This window comes from Methylobacterium sp. Leaf111 (assembly GCF_001423285.1).
Classification (GTDB): domain Bacteria; phylum Pseudomonadota; class Alphaproteobacteria; order Rhizobiales; family Beijerinckiaceae; genus Methylobacterium.
This window is the reverse complement of sequence record NZ_LMNE01000015.1, coordinates 41643-60562: the sequence shown is the minus strand read 5'-3', so window position 1 is coordinate 60562 and position 18920 is coordinate 41643. Positions and strand designations below refer to the sequence as shown.

The 18920-nt window shown below is 69.8% G+C and carries 17 protein-coding genes, 2 tRNA genes and 1 rRNA gene; 7 read left to right on the top strand and 13 right to left on the bottom strand.

Translation table 11 applies throughout. The features are described 5' to 3' along the window. A 5S ribosomal RNA gene (gene rrf, locus ASF41_RS11410) occupies positions 1 to 84 on the top strand; the annotation flags it as partial. 59 nt (positions 85 to 143) lie between these two features. Then, positions 144 to 220: transfer RNA gene (locus ASF41_RS11405), tRNA-Met, on the top strand. A 382-nt stretch (positions 221 to 602) separates the two neighbouring features. Here ASF41_RS11405 and ASF41_RS11400 read toward each other — a convergent pair. The 12 genes from ASF41_RS11400 to ASF41_RS11345 form a co-directional block, all read right to left on the bottom strand. Further along, a complete protein-coding gene (locus ASF41_RS11400; RefSeq protein WP_056216735.1) occupies positions 603 to 1358 on the bottom strand; it encodes an NUDIX hydrolase in 756 nt (251 codons plus the stop codon). After that, positions 1303 to 1794, bottom strand: coding sequence for a DUF983 domain-containing protein (locus ASF41_RS11395; RefSeq protein ID WP_056269960.1), 492 nt, complete (start codon positions 1792 to 1794; stop codon positions 1303 to 1305). The genes ASF41_RS11400 and ASF41_RS11395 overlap by 56 nt, the downstream gene beginning before the upstream one ends. A 39-nt stretch (positions 1795 to 1833) precedes the next feature. Further along, positions 1834 to 4143 carry a ribonuclease R gene (rnr, locus tag ASF41_RS11390; RefSeq protein WP_056493303.1) on the bottom strand — a complete coding sequence of 770 codons (2310 nt, stop codon included), beginning with the start codon at positions 4141 to 4143 and terminating at the stop codon, positions 1834 to 1836. A 146-nt stretch (positions 4144 to 4289) separates the two neighbouring features. Then, positions 4290 to 4628 carry a hypothetical protein gene (locus tag ASF41_RS11385; RefSeq protein ID WP_056350564.1) on the bottom strand — a complete coding sequence of 113 codons (339 nt, stop codon included), beginning with the start codon at positions 4626 to 4628 and terminating at the stop codon, positions 4290 to 4292. Positions 4629 to 4701: 73 nt separating this feature from the next. Beyond that, a complete protein-coding gene (locus tag ASF41_RS11380; RefSeq protein WP_056493300.1) occupies positions 4702 to 5280 on the bottom strand; it encodes an NADPH-dependent FMN reductase in 579 nt (192 codons plus the stop codon). Positions 5281 to 5361: 81 nt separating this feature from the next. Then, positions 5362 to 6081: a cytochrome c biogenesis CcdA family protein gene (locus ASF41_RS11375; RefSeq protein WP_056382563.1), complete on the bottom strand. Its 720-nt coding sequence runs from the start codon at positions 6079 to 6081 to the stop codon at positions 5362 to 5364. Between the two features lie 9 nt (positions 6082 to 6090). Then, positions 6091 to 6480, bottom strand: a complete 390-nt coding sequence (locus ASF41_RS11370) for a thioredoxin family protein (protein ID WP_056382561.1) — start codon at positions 6478 to 6480, stop codon at positions 6091 to 6093. A 36-nt stretch (positions 6481 to 6516) separates the two neighbouring features. After that, complete coding sequence (locus ASF41_RS11365; protein WP_082504294.1) at positions 6517 to 7134, bottom strand: rhodanese-like domain-containing protein; 618 nt, start codon at positions 7132 to 7134, stop codon at positions 6517 to 6519. Beyond that, complete coding sequence (locus ASF41_RS11360; RefSeq protein WP_056493315.1) at positions 7112 to 7927, bottom strand: quinoprotein dehydrogenase-associated SoxYZ-like carrier; 816 nt, start codon at positions 7925 to 7927, stop codon at positions 7112 to 7114. The genes ASF41_RS11365 and ASF41_RS11360 overlap by 23 nt, the downstream gene beginning before the upstream one ends. Positions 7928 to 8152: 225 nt before the next feature. Next, the gene (locus tag ASF41_RS11355; RefSeq protein ID WP_244479627.1) at positions 8153 to 8815 is read right to left on the bottom strand and encodes a hypothetical protein; all 663 of its coding nucleotides are present in this window, start codon (positions 8813 to 8815) and stop codon (positions 8153 to 8155) included. A 235-nt stretch (positions 8816 to 9050) separates the two neighbouring features. Further along, a complete protein-coding gene (gene glnA, locus ASF41_RS11350; RefSeq protein WP_056216753.1) occupies positions 9051 to 10463 on the bottom strand; it encodes a type I glutamate--ammonia ligase in 1413 nt (470 codons plus the stop codon). 468 nt (positions 10464 to 10931) lie between these two features. Further along, positions 10932 to 11270: a P-II family nitrogen regulator gene (locus ASF41_RS11345; RefSeq protein WP_003600526.1), complete on the bottom strand. Its 339-nt coding sequence runs from the start codon at positions 11268 to 11270 to the stop codon at positions 10932 to 10934. A 217-nt stretch (positions 11271 to 11487) separates the two neighbouring features. Between ASF41_RS11345 and ASF41_RS11340 the strand changes: the two genes are divergently transcribed. Then, positions 11488 to 12993 carry a bifunctional ADP-dependent NAD(P)H-hydrate dehydratase/NAD(P)H-hydrate epimerase gene (locus tag ASF41_RS11340; protein ID WP_056493294.1) on the top strand — a complete coding sequence of 502 codons (1506 nt, stop codon included), beginning with the start codon at positions 11488 to 11490 and terminating at the stop codon, positions 12991 to 12993. Here the strand turns inward: ASF41_RS11340 and ASF41_RS11335 are convergent. Continuing rightward, positions 12990 to 14459, bottom strand: a complete 1470-nt coding sequence (locus tag ASF41_RS11335) for a multicopper oxidase family protein (RefSeq protein WP_056493291.1) — start codon at positions 14457 to 14459, stop codon at positions 12990 to 12992. The two genes, ASF41_RS11340 and ASF41_RS11335, sit on opposite strands and share 4 nt — an antisense overlap. Before the next feature lie 230 nt (positions 14460 to 14689). Here ASF41_RS11335 and ASF41_RS11330 point away from each other — a divergent pair. The 4 genes from ASF41_RS11330 to clpX all read left to right on the top strand — a co-directional run bounded on the left by ASF41_RS11330 (position 14690) and on the right by clpX (position 18650). Next, positions 14690 to 14774, top strand: a tRNA-Leu gene (locus ASF41_RS11330). A gap of 174 nt (positions 14775 to 14948) precedes the next feature. Then, complete coding sequence (gene tig / locus ASF41_RS11325; protein ID WP_056493312.1) at positions 14949 to 16397, top strand: trigger factor; 1449 nt, start codon at positions 14949 to 14951, stop codon at positions 16395 to 16397. Positions 16398 to 16529: 132 nt separating this feature from the next. Beyond that, a complete protein-coding gene (locus ASF41_RS11320; RefSeq protein ID WP_055955505.1) occupies positions 16530 to 17156 on the top strand; it encodes an ATP-dependent Clp protease proteolytic subunit in 627 nt (208 codons plus the stop codon). Positions 17157 to 17378: 222 nt separating this feature from the next. After that, a complete protein-coding gene (clpX, locus tag ASF41_RS11315) occupies positions 17379 to 18650 on the top strand; it encodes an ATP-dependent Clp protease ATP-binding subunit ClpX (protein ID WP_055955375.1) in 1272 nt (423 codons plus the stop codon). Positions 18651 to 18920 lie beyond the last annotated feature (270 nt).

Sequence of the window (18920 nt, the reverse complement as noted above, 5' to 3'; positions counted from 1 at the left end):
ATCCCATCTCGAACTCGGCCGTTAAACGCACCAGCGCCCATGGTACTGTGTCTCAAGACACGGGAGAGTCGGTCGCCGCCAGACCTGCACAGAACAAGACAGCTCACCAATGAGCCGTTCCCTCTCAAACGATCAAACGTTGGCGCGGGGTGGAGCAGCCCGGTAGCTCGTCAGGCTCATAACCTGAAGGTCACAGGTTCAAATCCTGTCCCCGCAACCAAACTCAACAAAAAGCCCGCCCCGGTGAAATCCAGGGCGGGCTTTCGACGTTCATCGACTTCGTGTTGCTAACCTGGCTGGTGCCGCTTCCCCAGGGCCTGAGCCCCGCCCAGGCGATNGGCTCATAACCTGAAGGTCACAGGTTCAAATCCTGTCCCCGCAACCAAACTCAACAAAAAGCCCGCCCCGGTGAAATCCAGGGCGGGCTTTCGACGTTCATCGACTTCGTGTTGCTAACGCAACCAAGACGTGAAAAAGTAGATCAGCAGGATTATGGGGATCGGGATACCGATCAGCCAAAGCAATCCGCCCTTCAACATTGTCCGGTTCCCTTCCTCACGATCTGTTGTTCATCAACGGCGTCGAGAGGAAAGCGGTTCCGTCTATAGGGTTTCACGCTGACGCTTGCCGTTCCGCTCGTAGTAATACGGGATCGTCCGGTAGGGCGCGAAGCCGCCCTTGGCCTGCGCTTCGAGGTCGTGGAGGACGACCCGAGTGATGCGGGGCAGATCGAGGGCGCGCGCCTCCGCGAAGCTCACCCAGGCGAGTTCCACAAGCTCCGAGTCGGGCGAGACGACGCCGGGGATCTCTTGCGCGATGGCGCTCCGGTCCGCCGCGAAGAAGCGCGTGTCGAACCGGCGCGGCCGGCCCGGAGGGGTGATCGCCCGGGCGACGAAGTGCAGGGCCTCGAGATCCGGTAGCACGGCGGCCTCGCGAAAGGCGGTCCAGGTTCCGGCGGGGGCGGTGTCGGGGGGGCCGTAGTCGCGCGTTCCGAGCAGGAGACCGGTCTCCTCGTAGGTCTCGCGGATCGCCGCGAGGGCGAGCCCGCGGCCGAGCCCCTCGCCGCCGCGGGCGACCTTCACCGCGAGGGCGTCGTGGCTGCGCGCCGGCAGCGCGCCGGCCACCGGCATGTGTCGGTCGCCCGGTTCGATCCGGCCACCGGGAAACACGAACTTGCCGGGCATGAAGGCGAGGCCGGCATGGCGGCGCCCCATCAGGATCCGCGGCGCGCGCTTGCTCCGGTCGAGGAGGATCAGGGTCGCGGCGTTGCGCGGTCGCAGGCCCGCCTTGCGGGCCTGCGCCTCAGGCGGGCCCGAATCCGGCGGCTCGGTCGACCGCACGCCCGTCGCCTGGTCCATGCGGCCTCTCCTCGCCCTGCGGCCCCGTCACCGTCCCCGGCACCGGTAGCGTGGCGAAGCCGTGCATGCCAAGCGCATATTGAAGCCCGACCACCGCGCCCTTCACCGGCTGCAGCAGCGCCAGCGACGCGAGCAGGGTCACGAGGGGCCAGAATGTCAGCTGAAACCAGAGGGGCACGTCGTAGTTCGTCTCGGTCTCGAGGAGGAAGTACCCGACGATGTGGCCGACGATGAAGATGACGATGTAGGGCGGCAGGTCGTCGGCCCGGTGATGCGCCAGTTCGAGGTCGCAGACGTCGCAATGCGGCCGGACCTTGAGGAAGCGGCCGAAGATCCGGCCTTCGCCGCAATGCGGGCAGCGGCCGATGAAGCCACGCGCCAGCGATCGCACCAGCGGTGTGCGTTCGCCATGGACCGGTTCGATCGTGTCCGTCATCTCGGCTCCTCGCGTTGCGCCCAGCCTAGACCCTTCCCCTCAACGGCGCGAGCCGCGATGGCGCGACCCGGTGTTGCGGATGCCGGGCGGCCGGCCGGACGCGCCGGGCTTGCGGACCGAGCGGTTCGGCCCGGGGCGCGCATTGCGTTCCGGCCGAGCCCGTCCCTCCGAGAGCAGTTCGAAGCGCAGGGCCCCCGCCACCGCGGCCGCCTCCACCAGGCGGACCTCGACCCGGTCGCCCAGGCGATGGGTCTCGCCCGAGCGTTCGCCGACCAGGGCGTGCTTGGCCTCGTCGTGCCGGTAATAGTCGGCCCCGATGGTGGAGATCGGCACGAAGCCGTCGGCCCCGGTCTCGTCGAGCTTGATGAAGAGGCCGGACCGTGTGACGCCGGAGATCTGGCCGGTGAAGGTCGCGCCGACCCGGTCGGCGAGGTGATGGGCGATGAGACGGTCGATGGTTTCCCGCTCGGCCGCCATGGCCCGCCGCTCGGCGGCCGAGATCTGCTCGCCGATCTGGTCGAGGGCCGCAACGGACATCTCGGAGGACAGGCCGTCCGAGCCGAGGCGGCAGGCGGAGATCAGGGCCCGGTGGACGATCAGGTCGGCGTAGCGCCGGATCGGCGAGGTAAAGTGGGCGTAGCGCCGGAGGTTGAGGCCGAAATGGCCGAGGTTCTGCGCGGCGTAGACCGCCTGGGCCTGCGAACGCAGGACGACCTCGTTGACGAAGATGGCGTGCTCGGTCTCCGCCACGGTGGCGAGGATGCGGTTGAACAGGGCCGGGCGCAGGATGCCTTCCTTCGGCAGCTTGATGCCGATGGAGGCCAGGACCTCGCCGAGGGCCCGCATTTTCTCGAGGGCCGGCTCGTCGTGCACCCGGTAGATCAGGGGTTGGCGCGCCTGCTCGAGGGTTTCGGCGGCCGCGACGTTGGCCTGGATCATGAACTCCTCGATGAGGCGGTGCGCATCGAGGCGGGCCGGGACCACCACGCGGTCGACCGCCCCGTCCGCGTCGAGCAGCACTTTGCGCTCGGGCAGGTCGAGGGCCAGCGGTCCGCGGGCGTCGCGGGCCTCGCGCAGGGCGGCGTAGGCCTCCCAGAGGGGTCGCAGCACGGGCTTGAGGAGGGGGGCGGTGACGTCGTCGGCGAAGCCGTCGATGGCGGCCTGGGCCTGGGCGTAGCTGAGCTTGGCCCGCGACCGCATCATCACCCGGTGAAAACTGTGCCGGCGCTTCGTGCCGTCGGCGGCGATCACCATGCGGACGGCCAGCGCCGGCCGGTCCTCGGCCTCCCGCAGGGAGCAGAGGTCGTTGGAGATGCGCTCGGGCAGCATCGGCACGACGCGGTCCGGGAAATAGACCGAGTTGCCGCGCACCAAAGCCTCGCGGTCGAGGGCCGAGCCCGGACGCACGTAGGCGGCGACGTCGGCGATCGCCACGGTGACGACGAACCCGCCCGCGTTGGCCGGGTCGGGATCCGACGTCGCCATCACGGCGTCGTCGTGGTCCTTGGCGTCCGGCGGGTCGATGGTGAGCAGCGGTTCGGTGCGCCAATCCTCGCGGCCCGCGAGCCCCACCGGTACCACGGCGTCGGCCTCCGCCAGGGTGGCGGCGGCGAAGACGTGCGGGATGTGGTGAAGGTGCAGCGCGATGAGGCTGACGGCCTTCTCCGAGCCCAGCGACCCGAGGCGCTCGCGCACCCGGCCCTGGGCCAAGCCGAAGCGGCTCTCGCGCTGAAGGGTGACGCTGACGAGGTCGCCGTCGCGGGCGTCCCCCTCTTCGCCGGCGGGAATCGCGACTTCCCGGCCCTGTGCCCGCTTCTCGACGGGGATGATCCGCCCGCCCTCGGGGCCGGCGCGGAAGACGCCGATGATGTCCGACTTGCTCTTGCCCAGCACCTTGATGACGCGGCCGGTGTAACGGCCCGGCTCGCCGGTGCTGGCCTCAACGCGCAGCAGCACCCGGTCGCCGATGCCCGGCGCCGGCTGGCCTGGGCGCTTGCCGCCGCGGGGCGTGGCGACGGTGATCTTCGGGGTGGCGCCGTTGCCGACGTCCCACTCGGCGGGGCTCGCCAGGAACTCGCCGTCGCGGTCCCGGGCGGTGATGTCGGCGAGCACCACCGGCGGCAGGCGGCCGGAGGGCGCGAGCCCGCCGCGCCCGCGGGCGATGGCGCCGTCCTCCTCGATCTCCTTCAGGATGCGTTTGAGGCCGATCCGGTCGGCGCCCTTGATGTTGAAGGCCGCCGCGATCTCGCGCTTGCCGACCGTCTCGGTGGAGGCGGCGATGAAGGCGAGGATCTGCTCCCGGGAGGGAAGGCCGGCGGCGCCGGGATTGGGATGGATGCGTTTTGCCAAGGGATCCGGCTCGCTGCGTGGGCGCGAAGCCATACGCGAAGAGGACGTGTCTCGCCGGGGGGCGGGAGCGCACCCCGACGTCTGCTCCGTAACATGGGCGCTGGACCCCGCCCCGGCAACGGCGCGGGCCCGGCCCTCAACATGGTTCAGCCGGTGGCAGCCGACTTGCGCAGGCGCTCGACCGCCGCATCGACGTCGAAGCCGGGCGCAACGAGTTCGGCCAGGGTGAACGGGCACAGGGCCGGGAAGCCGAATTCCACCTGTCCCTCGGCCTCGCGATATTCCGGGGCCTCGGCCTCGCGCACGCCCTGGGTCCAGAAGCCCTCGATGGTCAGGCCCTCGGTTCGGGCGGGGGCCGCGGCCAGCTTCGCCTGACCCTGCCGGGCGGCCTCGCGCCAGAGGGCGCTGGCCCGGTCGTCCGACATGAGGGCGGCCCGCACGAGGTTGGCGAGGAGCGTGCGAAGTTCCGTGGTGGTCTCGGACATGAAGGGCGCTCGGCGCGAGGGATCGGTCCCAACCCGAGGGCAAGCCTCGCGCCAGCCCGGATCACGATGCCTCTCAGTAGGGCGTTCCCTTCGCCCGCTGCGCCCGCAAGGCCTCGGCGTACCAGACCAACTCGTCGAGGAAGCGCTTGGCGGCCTTCGGCAGCCACTCGTCCTGGGCTGCCCCGGCTTCGTCCAGGGCCTTGCCGATGCGGGGGATCGGTAGGAGCGAGGGGATGCTCGAGGCGCCGAGCTCGGCCATCATCGCTCGGAGCTGCATCGCCGCCCGCACGCCGCCGTACTGTCCGGCCGAGTAGCAGACGATGCCGGAGGGCCGCCAGGAATACTCCTCCAGGAAGTGGTCGAGGGTGTTCGAGAGGGCGGGCGGGATCGCATGGTTGTACTCGGCCGAGACGACCAGGAAGGCGTCCGCGCGCCGGTAGAGCGTCGCCAGGTCTTCGAGGACGGCCGGGGCCTCTCCCTTCGGGTATTCCTTGTACATCCGGTCGAGGAGGGGGAGCTTCAGCTCGGCCGGGTCCACCAGGGGCGCCTCGATGCCGCGGCGCTCCAGTTCACCGATGGCGAAGCGGGCAGCGCGCAGGCCCTGCCGGTCGGAGCGGACGGAGCCGAGAATGACGGGGACGACGAGGGACATGGGAGGACCTCCGGGGATGCCGTTCCTGGATACGCCGGGGTGCCGGCGCGCTCCAAGCCCACCGCCCGGCGGGCTCCGCCGTCAGAACCGCGTCGTCAGCCGCGTGAGCCAGTCGGGCGAGGCGTCGACGAGGCGCGTTTCCAGCGCCTTGTCGACGCCGAGCACGATCGCGAGTCCCGTCACCACGAGGATGAGGCCGAGGGCGATCTTGAGGCCCTTGCCGAGGCCCATCATCCGCTCGCGCCAGCCCACCAGGGTGGCGCGGGACAGGGTGCCGAGGATGCAGAGGGGCAGGGCGGCGCCAAGGCCGAACAGAACCATGGTGAGGGCGACGGCGCCGAGGTCGCGCCCCTGGGAGGCGAGGAGCGAGGCCGCCCCGAGGGTCGGTCCGACGCAGGGGCTCCAGACCGCGCCGAGGAGGAGGCCGACACCGAACTGCCCCGAGAGGCCGGCGGTGGCGAGCCCGCCGAAGCGTGCCTCGGTCCAGTTGCTCAGCGGACCGGCGGCGACGGCGAGGCGGGTCTGCGCCGCCGGCAGCATCAGCACGAGGCCGAGCAGGATCATCAGGATGGCGGCGCCCGTCCGGAAGATCCCGGTGTCGAGCCCCAGGCCGAAGCCGATCGTGGCCACGAACAGGCCGATCGCCACGAAGGAGAGGGCAAGACCCCCGGCGAGCGCCAGGGGCCCGAACCGGTGCTCGGAGGCGGCGGCGCCGAGGACCAGCGGCAGCAGCGGCAGCACGCAGGGTGAGAGCACCGACAGCAGGCCGGCGAGGAAGGCCAGTCCCAGGCTCGCGCCCATCGGAGCGTCCTAAAGCGTCTTCTCGACGAGGCCCTCGATCCACTCGGGCTGGGTCTCGCCCACCGAGCGGCCGGTCTCGGTCTCGCCCTTGAAGGCGATCAGGGTGCTTTGCATGCGGGCGTTGAACTGTCGCAGCACGTCCTTGCGGGTGTCGAAGTCGACGTCGAAGATGACGAGGTCCTTGAACCGGGGCTGCTCGGCGAGCTTGGCCAGGATCGGCTTCTGGGTCTTGCAGATCGGGCACCAGGGCGCGCTGACCTCGATGAGGATTGGCTTGCCCGCCTTCTGCGCGGCCGCGAAGGCCTCGGGCGTGAAGGGCACCGTTTCGGCGGCGGCCGGCCCAGACAGGGCGAGGGGCGCGAGCGCCAGGACGGCGAGGAGCGAGCGGCGGTACAGCATGGAAGGGCTTGCCTCGGCTTGGATGTGAATCGGGCCTCAGGGCCCGGCGCCGTCCTGGGCGCGTCGCGTCCAGGTTTCGTCGGGGTGGATCGCCGCCGTGTCGTGGCGCTCCTGCCAGCCCTCGATTCCCTCGGGATACCAGTGGACGTTCCGGTAGCCGAGCCCGATCAGGCGCTTGCCGAGGTTCCAGCTGCCCCAGCAATCCGGGTGGCAGTAGGTGACGATCGCCCGGCCGCGGTCCCCCTGCGTCAGGGCCGCAATCCGGTCGGCGAGCGCGGTCTGTTCCGGAGGGGTGAGGGTCCCGGACCCGGCCCCCGGCAGCCAGGTACTGTCCGGGATGGCCCGGTGGATCGGCCGCCACAGGCGTCCGGCCGGCTGGTTCGGCGGCGTCGGGCCGGCCTCGGACACGTCGATCAGCACGACCGACCCGCCCGCGATCAGGGCGTCGAGTTGAGGCCCGTCCAAGACCGTGGCGCCCGCCAGGGTCTTGGGGGTGTAACCCTGGAGCGCGCCCTCCCACAGGCCGGCGGGCTCGGGCACGTCGACCGGCGAGTCCGCCGGGGACGCGGCGGTCAGAACCGTGGCGGCCAGGCAAGCCACCAGGAAGGCGGCCGCGGCGCGGCGGAGGCGCTCAGTTGCTGGCGACCGGTGCATCGAAGCTGTGCTCCCAGCGTCCGCCCTGGTTGTCCTGCGTCACCACCGTGACCGGGCCCTTGCCCTCGGGCAGCATGGCGAAGTTGATGACCGGGTTGGCCGAGATCGAGATGTCGCCCTCCATGACGAAGACGTTCTTGCCGCCGTAGGTGACGCTGATCCGGTTGATGTAGCGCGCGGGCGTGTACTCGCGGCTGACCTGATTCATCTGCAGGCCGGTGAAGTTCGGATGGCGGATCATCAGGGTCGCGGCGATGGGCTTGCCCGGGGCTGAATCGGCGAATTTCAGGCGCATGTCGCCCATGCCCTTCATCGCCTCCTCGTCGGTCATCCCCATGGGCGCCGAGCAGCCGCCGGAGGCCTTCACGAACTGGGTGGTCTGCACGAGCGCGCCGTCCTTGGTCTCCGCGACCGCGTGGACGTTGGTGTAGGTGTTGACCCGGACGCGCAGCTTCAGCTCCTCCGGATCGGCGGCGGGGCCGAAGGTGAAGTGCGCGGCCAGCGGCGCCGGATTGTCGTCGATGACGAGGTAGAGGCCCTTGATCCGGTCCTTGTCGGCGATCGTCAGGGTCAGGGGCACCAGGGAGGCGTCGTTGGCACGGTCCGGCAGGTCCATCCGCACCAGCGGCTTGGCGGTCTCCACCGGGCGGTTTCCGAAGATCGATTGCTGCAGATCCTTCCAGCGCGCGTCGCGCTCGGCCGCATCGTCGCCCGCGGCGGCCCAGGCGGTCACGGGCGCGGCCAGGGCCGCGAGGAACAGGCCGGCGCTCAGGGCGGCGGCGCGGTGGGACATCCGCATGGCGTTTCACTCCTCGCACGATCGTGCAGGCCGTCTCGCGATTGCGGAGGCCTTTGCAGCCTGCTTACGCCAAGGCGCGGGGAAAGTCCGATTTCGGGTGGTGGTGCGCGGAAATATCGTGCGCAAGATTGCGTGACGAGGCGTCGGGCACGTCAGGGCGTTCGATTCGTCGAGGCATCCGTCTTCGTCGCTGAATCGATGTCGCCGTGTCGCGTGCCCTTACCAGAGCGAGAATTCCGTGCCGAAATCCGTGGTCTTGAGCCGATCGCAGGTCCGCGGGTCCGCCCGGCAATCCGCGTCGGGTTTCAACGCAAGGGTCCCGTTCGGGGCGGTCTCGAAGGTCAGGAGCACCGGGGGCTCGTCGCCCTTGGTGTAGGCGAGGCTGACCTCGAAGCGGACGAAGTCGAAGCGGTCGCGGTCGGCATAGACGATGAGGTCGCGCGAGACCGACTCGCCGGGATTCAGATCGGAGGGCTCGCCCCCTGCCGCGGTGGCGCCGGCGAACAGCCGGCCCTCGCGCAGGATCGCCTCGCCGGAACCCGCGAAGTCGTAGGCGCGCGCCGTCCGTGTGCGATCCGCCGACGCCTGCCCGTCCTCGGGCTTGCCGCTGGAGGACGCATCGAAGCGCACCCGTACCCCCGTGACGTTGTAGACGAGGCCGAGTACGCGCACGCCGGTCTGGCCGACGTTCTTGCGCGTCACCGTGGAGCGGATGGCGACGTGCCGGTCGCGCTCGCCGGCCCGCACGAGGCTCGTGGTCACCGAGACGGCGGGCGGCTCCAGGGCCGGCTTGATCCGGGCCTCGTAGATGAAGGTGTAGACCGCCCATGCGCCGGCCGCGAGGATCGCGAGGGTCTGCACCAGGGCGTTGGTACGCTCCAAGCGGTCGCCCCGCCGGGATCGCTGAAGCTGGTCGTCCGTTTGCATCCCGGTCCCGGCCCTCACGTCGGGGCGGCAAGCCCGCTGGCGGGGTCATGGTTCCGCCTTCGGGGCCTGCCGCGACCCACAGTCGGGATTCCGCAGGTCGTCGGAAACGCACAACGCCGGAGCCCCGCGCGAGGCCCCGGCGTTGCGCCGTCATCCGGTGAGCCGGGCGCGCGGCCCGGCTCGGTCGCTCTCAGAGCGAGTAGTACATCGTGAACTCGACCGGGTGCGGGGTCATCTCGTAGCGCATGACCTCCGTCATCTTCAGCTCGATGAAGGAGTCGATCTGGTCGTCGGTGAAGACGTTGCCGGCCTTGAGGAAGGCGCGGTCGCGGTCGAGGTTCTGCAGGGCCTCACGGAGCGAGCCGCAGACGGTGGGGATCTTCTTCAGCTCGCGCGGAGGCAGGTCGTAGAGATCCTTGTCCATGGCCGCGCCCGGATCGATCTTGTTGATGATGCCGTCGAGGCCGGCCATCAGCAGGGCCGAGAAGGCGAGGTAGGGGTTCGCCATCGGGTCGGGGAAGCGGACCTCGACGCGCTTGGCCTTCGGGTTCGTCGTCCACGGAATGCGGCAGGAGGCCGAGCGGTTGCGCGCCGAGTAGGCGAGCAGCACGGGGGCCTCGTAGCCGGGCACCAGGCGCTTGTAGGAATTGGTCGACGGGTTGGTGAAGGCGTTCAGCGCCTTGGCGTGCTTGATGATGCCGCCGATGTACCAGAGGCACTCCTGCGAGAGGTCGGCGTACTTGTCGCCGGCGAAGAGCGGCTTGCCGTCCTTCCAGATCGACTGGTGCACGTGCATGCCCGAGCCGTTGTCGCCGTAGACGGGCTTCGGCATGAACGTCGCGGTCTTGCCGTAGCTCTGGGCGACCTGGTGGATGCAGTACTTGTAGATCTGCATGTGGTCGGCGAGGAGCGTCAGGGTGTCGAACTTCATGCCCAGTTCGTGCTGGGCGGACGCCACCTCGTGGTGGTGCTTCTCGACCTTCACGCCCATGGACTGCATGGCGGCCAGCATCTCGCCGCGCATGTCCTGCGCCGAATCCTGCGGCGGCACCGGGAAGTAGCCGCCCTTGGTGGCGACGCGGTGGCCGAGGTTGCCGCCCTCGTAGTCGGTGAAGCCGTTGGTCGGCAGCTCGGTCGAATCGAGCTGGAAGCCGGTGTGGTACGGGTCGGAGCCGAACTTCACGTCGTCGAACACGAAGAACTCGGCCTCGGGACCGACATAGATGGTGTCGCCGATGCCGGTGGACTTCAGGAAGGCCTCAGCCAGCTTGGCGGTGCCGCGCGGGTCGCGGCTGTAGGGCGCGCCGGTGGAGGGCTCGAGCACGTCGCAGACGATCGACATGGTCGAGGCCGAGAAGAACGGATCCATGCAGGCGGTGGCCGGGTCCGGCATCAGCAGCATGTCGGATTCGTTGATGGCCTTCCAGCCGGCGATCGACGAGCCGTCGAACATCGTGCCTTCGGAGAACATCTCGTCGTCGATCAGCGAGACGTCGAACGTGACGTGCTGCCACTTACCGCGCGGATCGGTGAACCGAAGGTCGACGTACTTGACGTCGTTGTCCTTGATTTCCTTCAGGACGTCGGCTGCTGTCTTGGCCATCCTTGGGGGTCTCCTTCATGTCTCGGCCCGTTGCGGCCGTGGTTTTGCCGCAGCGTGCGCCGGCGCGCCGCAGAGCGGAAGGGTCTTAGCCGTCGAGCGTCGCGGGCGTGTAGCGTCTTGGGCGTCGAGCGTTTAGCGCAGGTGGAGCGTCCGGGCCAGCGCAATTTCTCGGCGCTCGGCACCGGGCCGCCGCGAGAACAGACGCAAAAACAGAAACTTAGATCCGCCTTTCGGCCGTCTTGGCAGGTCGGAGAGCCCTGATGGGATCGGATGTCCGTGACGCCGCGCGCGTCTGTCCGCATGGCGGGGGAGAATCGGAGCGCGCCGAGCGGTGCGGCGGGACCTCCGGGGCGCCTCTCCGGGAACGAGGCCGGATCCAGGCCGAGGGGGTGTCCGCGCGAGGCCTTCCCGTCGATCGTCCACGGGGCGGAGTCTTTCGCCGGGCGTCCGGGTCGGGGACCCGAGGCCTCAGATCGCGTCGGTTCCGGTCTCGCCGGTGCGGATGCGGATGGCTTCCTCGATGGTCGAAACGAAGATCTTGCCGTCGCCGATGCGCCCGGTCTGGGCCGACTTGCGGATCGCCTCGACGGCGCCCTCCACGAGGGCATCCGACAGGACGATCTCGAGCTTCACCTTGGGCAGGAAGTCGACCACGTACTCGGCCCCGCGATAGAGTTCGGTGTGGCCCTTCTGGCGTCCGAAACCCTTCGCCTCGATCACGGTGATGCCCTGGAGGCCGACCTCCTGCAGAGCTTCCTTCACCTCGTCCAGTTTGAAAGGCTTGATGATCGCTTCGATCTTCTTCATGCCGGGCGGGCCTGACCTCGATGCTTCTTGATCCATCGTTGGTATCATCGCCGTCCCGCCTTCGCCACGCCGATTTGTTCGGTGAGGGCGGAAAACTGCACAACAAACATGCAGGTGCCGCAAATCGTTTGAGCGGATGGCGGGCCTTAGGCCGTTTCATGAGCCCCAGACGAGCAGCCGGCAGACATCCCGGCACGCATTCCAGAAGGAATCCCCCATGACCACCCTGCATCTGCTCAACGTCGAGGCGATGCGCCGGGTCGATGCAGCCGCGATAACGGCCGGAACCCCCGGCCTCGACCTGATGGAGCGGGCCGGGGCCGCCGTGGCGGAGCGGGCCCGCGTGCTGGCCGGGGCGGGTGCGCGCATCCTCGTCCTGTGCGGACCGGGCAACAACGGCGGCGACGGCTACGTGGCGGCCCGCCGCCTCGTCGAGGCCGGCCATCCGGTCGACCTTGCCGGGCTGGTGCCGCCCGCAGCGTTGCCCGGCGATGCGGCCGAGGCGGCGAAGGCCTGGATTGGACCCGTGCTCGCGCTTTCGGCGGTCGGCGATCTCTCGGCCTACGGCCTCGTCGTCGACGCCCTGTTCGGCGCAGGTCTCGCACGCGATCTCGAGGGGGACGTCGCCGCCCTGGTGAACCGGCTCGGGCAGGCCGTTTGCCCCGTCCTCGCCGTCGACGTGCCCAGCGGGATCGACGGCGACACCGGCGCCGTGCGCGGCGTCGCGGTGCTGGCGACCGAGACCGTCACCTTCGTGGCCCTGAAGCCCGGACACCTGCTCCAGCCCGGACGGAGCCATTGCGGCACCCTGCGGGTGGCCGAGATCGGGACCGGCGCGGACGCGCTGGAGGCGGGCCTGGCCGGAGACGCGCCGTCCTGGCGCAACGGCCCGGGCCTCTGGGAGGCGGCCTTCCCGCGGCTGAGTGCCGCGAGCCACAAGTACACGCGCGGGCACGCCCTCGTCCTCTCCGGCCCCGCCTATCGCACGGGGGCGGCCCGGATGGCGGCCCGCGCCGCGCTGCGCGTGGGCGCCGGCCTCGTCACCCTGGTCTCGCCGAGCGCGGCCCTGGCGGAGAACGCCGCCCACTGCACCGCCATCATGCTGCGCGCCTGCGACAGCGCCGACGACCTCGACGACCTCCTCGTGGACGAGCGCCTCAACGTGGTCCTGGCCGGCCCGGGCCTCGGAATCGGCGCGGCCACCCGCGATCTCGTGGCGGTGGCGGCCGCGGCGGGGCGCACCCTCGTCCTCGACGCCGACGCCCTGACGAGCTTCACGGGGCAGGCCGCCCTCCTGGGGGCCCACCTCTCCGATGGCGGGTCCGCCGCGGTGCTGACGCCGCACGAGGGCGAGTTCGCCCGCTTGTTCGAGGGTACGGACGCGGTCGATCCGGAGGCGGACAAGCTGACGCGCGCCCGCCGCGCCGCTGCCCTGGCCGGCGCCGTCGTGGTCCTCAAGGGCGCCGACACGGTCGTCGCCGCCCCCGATGGACGGGCCGCCATCAACGATCACGGCACGCCCTATCTCGGCACCGCCGGCGCCGGCGACGTCCTGGCCGGCCTCGTCGCCGGGCTCCTGGCCCAGGGGATGGACCCGTTCGAGGCGGCGGCCGCGGCGGTCTGGCTCCACGGCGATGCGGGTCTGCGCCAAGGGCCGGGCCTGATCGCCGAGGACCTGCCGGAGAGGATGCCCGAGGTTCTCCGCGCGCTGCTCGGGGCCTAGCTGACCTCGAACAGGGTCCACAGCCCGGTGTCGAACCGCTCCAGCACCGTGGCGCTGATGAGCCAGCGCCCCGGATTGTCCGCCTTGAAGGCGATCCGCGCCGTGCGGCCTTCGAGAAGCTGGAAGGTGTCGAGCCAGTAGGGCTCCCAGCCGTCGTCGAGGGGGTGGAGCAGCCGGAAGACGTGGCCGTGCAGGTGCAGCGACTGCGGGAAGGCGGTCTCGTTCCGGATCGCCAGCACCACCACCTGGCCGCGCTTGACCGAGAAGAGCGGCGCCATCCCGGCCGTGCCGGGGGCGCCGTTCACCGACCAGACCCGGGACGGGTCGCCGGTATAGACCGGCTCGGCGGCGGGCTTGTCCTTGTCGAGGCGGGCGCCCCCCGTGAGGGTGATGTCGCGCCGGACCGCGTTCTGCAGCTTCACCTCGGCCGGCAGCAGGGGATTGTCGCCGATCTTGGCGATCGGCGGTCGCGGCGGTGCGGCGGCTTCCGCCGTGGTCGAGAGGGTCGCGAGCGCGATGCCGTTGCCGATCAGCGCCGTGATCGCGCCCTTGGCGCCGGCCTCGGTGGGCATGTCGAGCATGAGGTCGTAACGGGTGCCGGGCGGGAAGGGCAGGGTGGCGCGCAGGGGCTCGAAGGTGTCGGTGGGCTGGCCGTCGACCGCCAGCACGTAGACCTTCACGCCGTCGAAGCGGATGCGGGTGCCGCGGGCGTTGCAGACGTTGCCGAGGCGCAGGCGCAGGCGGCTGCCCGGGCGGGCCGTGATCGGGGCCGGCACCGGCACGCCGTTCAGCGTGACGAGGCTGCCGAGGCGCCCCGAGCTCGCCGCGACGAGCGGCTGGCCGAAGGGCAGCAGGGTCGTCGCGTCGTCGAGCCGCCAGTCCTGCATCAGCAGGGTCAGGTCCTGGTCCACGGCCAGGGGCGTGGCCTCCTCGACCACCAGGGCGCCGGCGAGGCCCCGGCCCGAGGGCTCGCTCGAGCCGCCGACCACCAGCGGACGAATCAGGAAGGTGCCGGCATCCGGCGGCACGAACGCGTAGGTGAAGTCGGCGCCCGGGGCGATCGGCGCCTGGGTGACGCCGCCGACGCCGTCCATGGGATTCTGGTTGCGCACCCCGTGCCAGTGCAGGCTGAGCGGCTTGTCCGTCCTGTTCTCGACCTTCAGCCGCGCCGTCTCGCCGAGCCGGATCCGCACCACGGGCGGCGCGGCCTGGCCGTCGAACGACCAGACCGGCGTCGCGGCGGCCGGCTCGGGTTTCAGGCGCAGGGTGCCGGGGGCCGCCGTCAGGGTGCGGGCGGGGCCCGCAGCGGCCGGGGCGGGCACGGAAGCAGCCGGGGCGGACGGCGCCTTCGTCCCCTGCGCACGGGCGCCGCGGGGCAGCAGGGCCAGGGCCGCGACGCCGCCCAGCAGGGCGCGGCGCGAGGCCGAGACGGGATCGTTCGGCACGAGCGATCGGGTGTTCGGCATGAAACCTCGGCATCGGGGGAGGGCAGGGCGCGGCGCGCGTCCAGGCGGTGATCGCGGTCCGGGCAGCGCTTGTAGAATGGGGATTCGGCGGACGCCAAATCGCCCCCCGGCGGCGGTCGCCGATGCCGGGAGCGATCGGCGGCAGGCCCCGATTTTTTTGCTGCGGCCCGTGGCGCGCGTGCTATAGGACCCCGCTCTGGCGGCGGAAAGCGCGCCGGGCGTTGGCGCTTGCGGGCGTGGCGGAACTGGTAGACGCGCTGGATTTAGGTTCCAGTGTCGCAAGACGTGGGGGTTCGAGCCCCTCCGCCCGCACCAGTCCATCGCCATCGGGAACGGATTGGCTCAGTGCGATGGCCGGCCGGCCCGCTGCACGAAGCCGGCCCCCGGCGGCGCATCGTTCCGGCGCCGACCTCGTGGGGCCCGCAGGAGCGGGCCGCGAGGGACCAACCGAATTTGCGCGATCACACGGACGACAGCGGAAAGACGACCATGCAGGTGACCGAGACACTCTCCCAGGGACTGAAGCGCGAGTTTCAGGTCCTGCTCGCTGCGAACGAGCTCGAGGAGCGCCTGACCAGCGAGCTGTCGACCCTCAAGGACAAGGCCCAGATCAAGGGCTTCCGTCCCGGCAAGGTGCCGGTCGCGCATCTGCGCAAGCTCTACGGCCGCTCGGTCATGGCCGACGTGCTGCAGAACGCCGTCAACGAGGCGAACCAGAAGATCGTCACGGAGAACAACCTCAAGCTTGCCCTCGAGCCCAAGATTGAGTTCCCCGGCGAGCAGTCGATCGTCGAGCGCGCCCTCGACGCCAAGGACGACGTCTCGTTCAACGTCGCCCTCGAGGTGCTGCCCACCTTCGAGCTCGTCGACCTGTCCGACGTCAGCCTGACGAAGCAGGTGGCCAAGCCCTCCGACGCGGAGGTCGACGAGGCCATCACCCGCATGGCCTCCTCCAACCGCGCCTTCGCCCCCCGCGAGGAGGGGGCCGCCGCCGAGACCGGCGACCGCGTCACCATCGACTTCGTCGGCCGCATCGACGGCACCGAGTTCGAGGGCGGCACGGGCGGGGGCATCGACCTGGAGCTCGGCTCCGGCTCGTTCATCCCCGGCTTCGAGGAGCAGCTCGTCGGCGCCAAGGTCGGTGACAAGCGCGTCGTGAAGTCGACCTTCCCGGAGGCCTACGGCGCCGCCCACCTCGCCGGCAAGGATGCCGAGTTCGACGTGACCGTCACGGCGATCCAGGCCCCGGGCGAGACCAAGATCGACGACGAGCTCGCCAAGACCTTCGGCATGGAGTCCCTCGAGAAGCTCAAGGAGGCGGTCTCCACCGCCATCGGCAGCGACTTCGAGGCGCAGTCCCGCCGCAAGCTCAAGAAGGACCTGCTCGACGCCCTCGACACGAAGTACGCCTTCGAGCTGCCCCCGAGCCTCGTCCACCAGGAATTCGCCGCCGTCTGGGCCCAGGTCGAGCAGGACCTGAAGTCCCGCGAGAAGACCTTCGAGGACGAGGGCACCACCGAGGAGAAGGCGACCGCCGAGTACCGCAAAATCGCCGAGCGTCGCGTCCGCCTCGGCTTGGTGCTTGCACAGGTCGGTGAGACGGCCGATATCAAGGTCTCGGACGACGAGGTGAACCAGGCGCTGATCGCCCGGGTGCGGCAGTATCCCGGACAGGAGCAGCAGGTCTGGGACTTCTACCGCAAGAACGCCCAGGCGCTCGCCGAGCTCCGTGCGCCGATCTTCGAGGAGAAGGTCGTCGACCACGTGCTCGCGCAGGTGACGCTCACCGAGGAGCCGGTCTCGAAAGAGGCGCTGTTCGCCGACGAGGACGACGCCGAGGCGGGTGCCGAGGGCCAGTCCGAGACGAAGAGCGCGACCGACGCGTCCGCCTCGACCGGAACCGACGAGGGCCTGCCCGCCGTCGCCAAGGCCGATTGAGCCCGGCTGCTCCCACGAGGGCGGCGGGCTCGAGAGTAAGGCGATGTTCACCATCGCCGTAGTTCGCTGAAACGTCCGGTGCGCGCCCGATTCGCGGCGCGGCCGGACCCCTTGTAGCTGGGGCACGTGATGATGAGAGATCCGGTCGACTATTATAACAGCGCGCTCGTGCCCATGGTGGTCGAGCAGTCGAGCCGCGGTGAGCGTGCCTTCGACATCTACTCGCGCCTGCTTCGCGAGCGCATCATCTTCCTGACCGGCCCGGTCGAGGATTACGGCGCATCGCTGATCGTCGCGCAGCTGCTGTTCCTCGAGGCCGAGAACCCCAAGAAGGAAATCTCCTTCTACATCAACTCGCCGGGCGGCGTCGTGACCTCCGGCCTGTCGATCTACGACACCATGCAGTTCATCCGCTGCCCCGTGACCACGCTCTGCGTCGGCCAGGCCGCGTCGATGGGCTCGCTGCTGCTCACCGCCGGCGAGCCCGGCCACCGCTTTGCCCTGCCGAATGCCCGGATCATGGTCCACCAGCCCTCCGGTGGCTTCCAGGGCCAGGCCACCGACATCCTGATCCATGCCCGCGAGATCGAGGCCCTCAAGAAGCGCCTCAACGAGATCTACGTGAAGCACACCGGCCGCGACTACGACACCATCGTCCAGGCACTGGAGCGCGACAACTTCATGACGGCCGATGCCGCCAAGGAGTTCGGGCTCATCGACGAGGTGATCCAGAAGCGGCCGGAGCCCGTCGCCGCGTAAGCTCGACCGGGACCGCCGGGCCGTCCGACCCGGCGCGTCGTTTCGAGGCGGGGCGCTTTTTGGGCGCCTGCCTTGATCCCGTCGCGGTCGCGTGCTTGCATCGCCAGTCTGATCGAAGTCGGCAGATGCGCGCAGGTGACTGTTTCTTTAGGCGGACGCCATTAAATTCGAAGGATGCGTGTGCGCCCCGGACCGGCGCCATGCCCGCGAACGGAGACCGATATGAGCAAGACTGGCGGCAACGACTCGAAGAGCACGCTGTACTGCTCGTTTTGCGGCAAGAGCCAGCACGAGGTCCGCAAGCTGATCGCGGGCCCGACGGTGTTCATCTGCGACGAGTGTGTCGAACTGTGCATGGACATCATCCGCGAGGAGTCGAAATCCTCCCTGGTGAAGTCGCGCGATGGGGTGCCGACCCCGAAGGAAATCCGCCGCGTCCTCGATGACTACGTCATCGGTCAGGATTTCGCGAAGAAGGTCCTCTCGGTCGCGGTCCACAACCACTACAAGCGCCTCGCCCACGCCTCGAAGCACAACGACGTCGAGCTGGCGAAGTCGAACATCATGCTGATCGGGCCGACCGGCTCGGGCAAGACGCTGCTGGCCCAGACCCTGGCCCGCATCCTCGACGTGCCGTTCACCATGGCGGACGCCACGACCCTGACGGAGGCCGGCTACGTCGGCGAGGACGTCGAGAACATCATCCTGAAGCTGCTCCAGGCCTCCGACTACAACGTCGAGCGGGCGCAGCGCGGCATCGTCTACATCGACGAGATCGACAAGATCTCGCGCAAGTCGGACAACCCGTCGATCACCCGCGACGTCTCGGGCGAGGGCGTGCAGCAGGCGCTGCTGAAGATCATGGAAGGCACCGTCGCCTCCGTGCCTCCGCAGGGCGGCCGCAAGCACCCGCAGCAGGAATTCCTGCAGGTCGACACCACCAACATCCTGTTCATCTGCGGCGGCGCCTTCGCGGGCCTCGAGCGGATCATCTCGGCCCGCGGCAAGGGGACCTCGATCGGCTTCGGCGCGACCGTTCAGGCCCCGGACGACCGCCGCACCGGCGAGATCTTCCGCAACGTGGAGCCCGAGGACCTGCTGAAGTTCGGCCTCATCCCCGAGTTCGTCGGCCGCCTGCCCGTGCTGGCGACCCTGGAGGACCTCGACGAGACCGCCCTGAAGCGCATCCTGCAGGAGCCGAAGAACGCCCTGGTCAAGCAGTACCAGCGCCTGTTCGAGATGGAGAATGTCGACCTGACCTTCCAGGAGGAGGCCCTCTCCATGGTCGCCCGCAAGGCGATCGAGCGGAAGACCGGCGCCCGCGGCCTGCGCTCCATCCTGGAGACCATCCTCCTGGAGACGATGTACGACCTGCCGGGCCTCGAGTCCGTCGAGCAGGTCGTGATCGGCCCCGAGGTGGTCGAGGGCAAGGCCCGGCCGCTCTACATCCATGGCGACCGCAACAAGGAAGCCCCGGCCAGCGTCAGCGCCTGAGGCCCCGCGCGGGTCTCGTCAGGTCTGGGTCGAGCCTCGGGGCGGATGCTTGAAACCATCCGCCCCGATTTCCATCTGAAGCCTCAGCGCGACGGCCGTACGCTCACCCCCTGAGGTGCGGTGTCCCGCCACAAGCCGCACCGTCCAAGACCGTTTTCCAGACTGTCTTCTAAGACCGTCCCTTAAGACACTTCCGACCCCCTCGCGGCCCGGTCGGCCCCTGGCAGGATGCTTGCTCCCTGGGAGGAGTGACTGCCCGGCGTCCATCAT

Bases quoted from the DNA above. Each gene is read 5' to 3' on its own strand.
- tig (WP_056493312.1), top strand. From the start codon at position 14,949: ATGCAGGTGACCGAGACACTCTCCCAGGGACTGAAGCGCGAGTTTCAG.
- ASF41_RS11365 (WP_082504294.1), bottom strand. From the start codon at position 7,134: ATGCACCGGTCGCCAGCAACTGAGCGCCTCCGCCGCGCCGCGGCCGCC.
- clpX (WP_055955375.1), top strand. From the start codon at position 17,379: ATGAGCAAGACTGGCGGCAACGACTCGAAGAGCACGCTGTACTGCTCG.
- glnA (WP_056216753.1), bottom strand. From the start codon at position 10,463: ATGGCCAAGACAGCAGCCGACGTCCTGAAGGAAATCAAGGACAACGAC.
- ASF41_RS11345 (WP_003600526.1), bottom strand. From the start codon at position 11,270: ATGAAGAAGATCGAAGCGATCATCAAGCCTTTCAAACTGGACGAGGTG.
- ASF41_RS11400 (WP_056216735.1), bottom strand. From the start codon at position 1,358: ATGGACCAGGCGACGGGCGTGCGGTCGACCGAGCCGCCGGATTCGGGC.
- ASF41_RS11395 (WP_056269960.1), bottom strand. From the start codon at position 1,794: ATGACGGACACGATCGAACCGGTCCATGGCGAACGCACACCGCTGGTG.
- ASF41_RS11340 (WP_056493294.1), top strand. From the start codon at position 11,488: ATGACCACCCTGCATCTGCTCAACGTCGAGGCGATGCGCCGGGTCGAT.
- ASF41_RS11385 (WP_056350564.1), bottom strand. From the start codon at position 4,628: ATGTCCGAGACCACCACGGAACTTCGCACGCTCCTCGCCAACCTCGTG.
- ASF41_RS11320 (WP_055955505.1), top strand. From the start codon at position 16,530: ATGAGAGATCCGGTCGACTATTATAACAGCGCGCTCGTGCCCATGGTG.
- ASF41_RS11370 (WP_056382561.1), bottom strand. From the start codon at position 6,480: ATGCTGTACCGCCGCTCGCTCCTCGCCGTCCTGGCGCTCGCGCCCCTC.
- ASF41_RS11360 (WP_056493315.1), bottom strand. From the start codon at position 7,927: ATGTCCCACCGCGCCGCCGCCCTGAGCGCCGGCCTGTTCCTCGCGGCC.
- ASF41_RS11380 (WP_056493300.1), bottom strand. From the start codon at position 5,280: ATGTCCCTCGTCGTCCCCGTCATTCTCGGCTCCGTCCGCTCCGACCGG.
- ASF41_RS11335 (WP_056493291.1), bottom strand. From the start codon at position 14,459: ATGCCGAACACCCGATCGCTCGTGCCGAACGATCCCGTCTCGGCCTCG.
- ASF41_RS11375 (WP_056382563.1), bottom strand. From the start codon at position 6,081: ATGGGCGCGAGCCTGGGACTGGCCTTCCTCGCCGGCCTGCTGTCGGTG.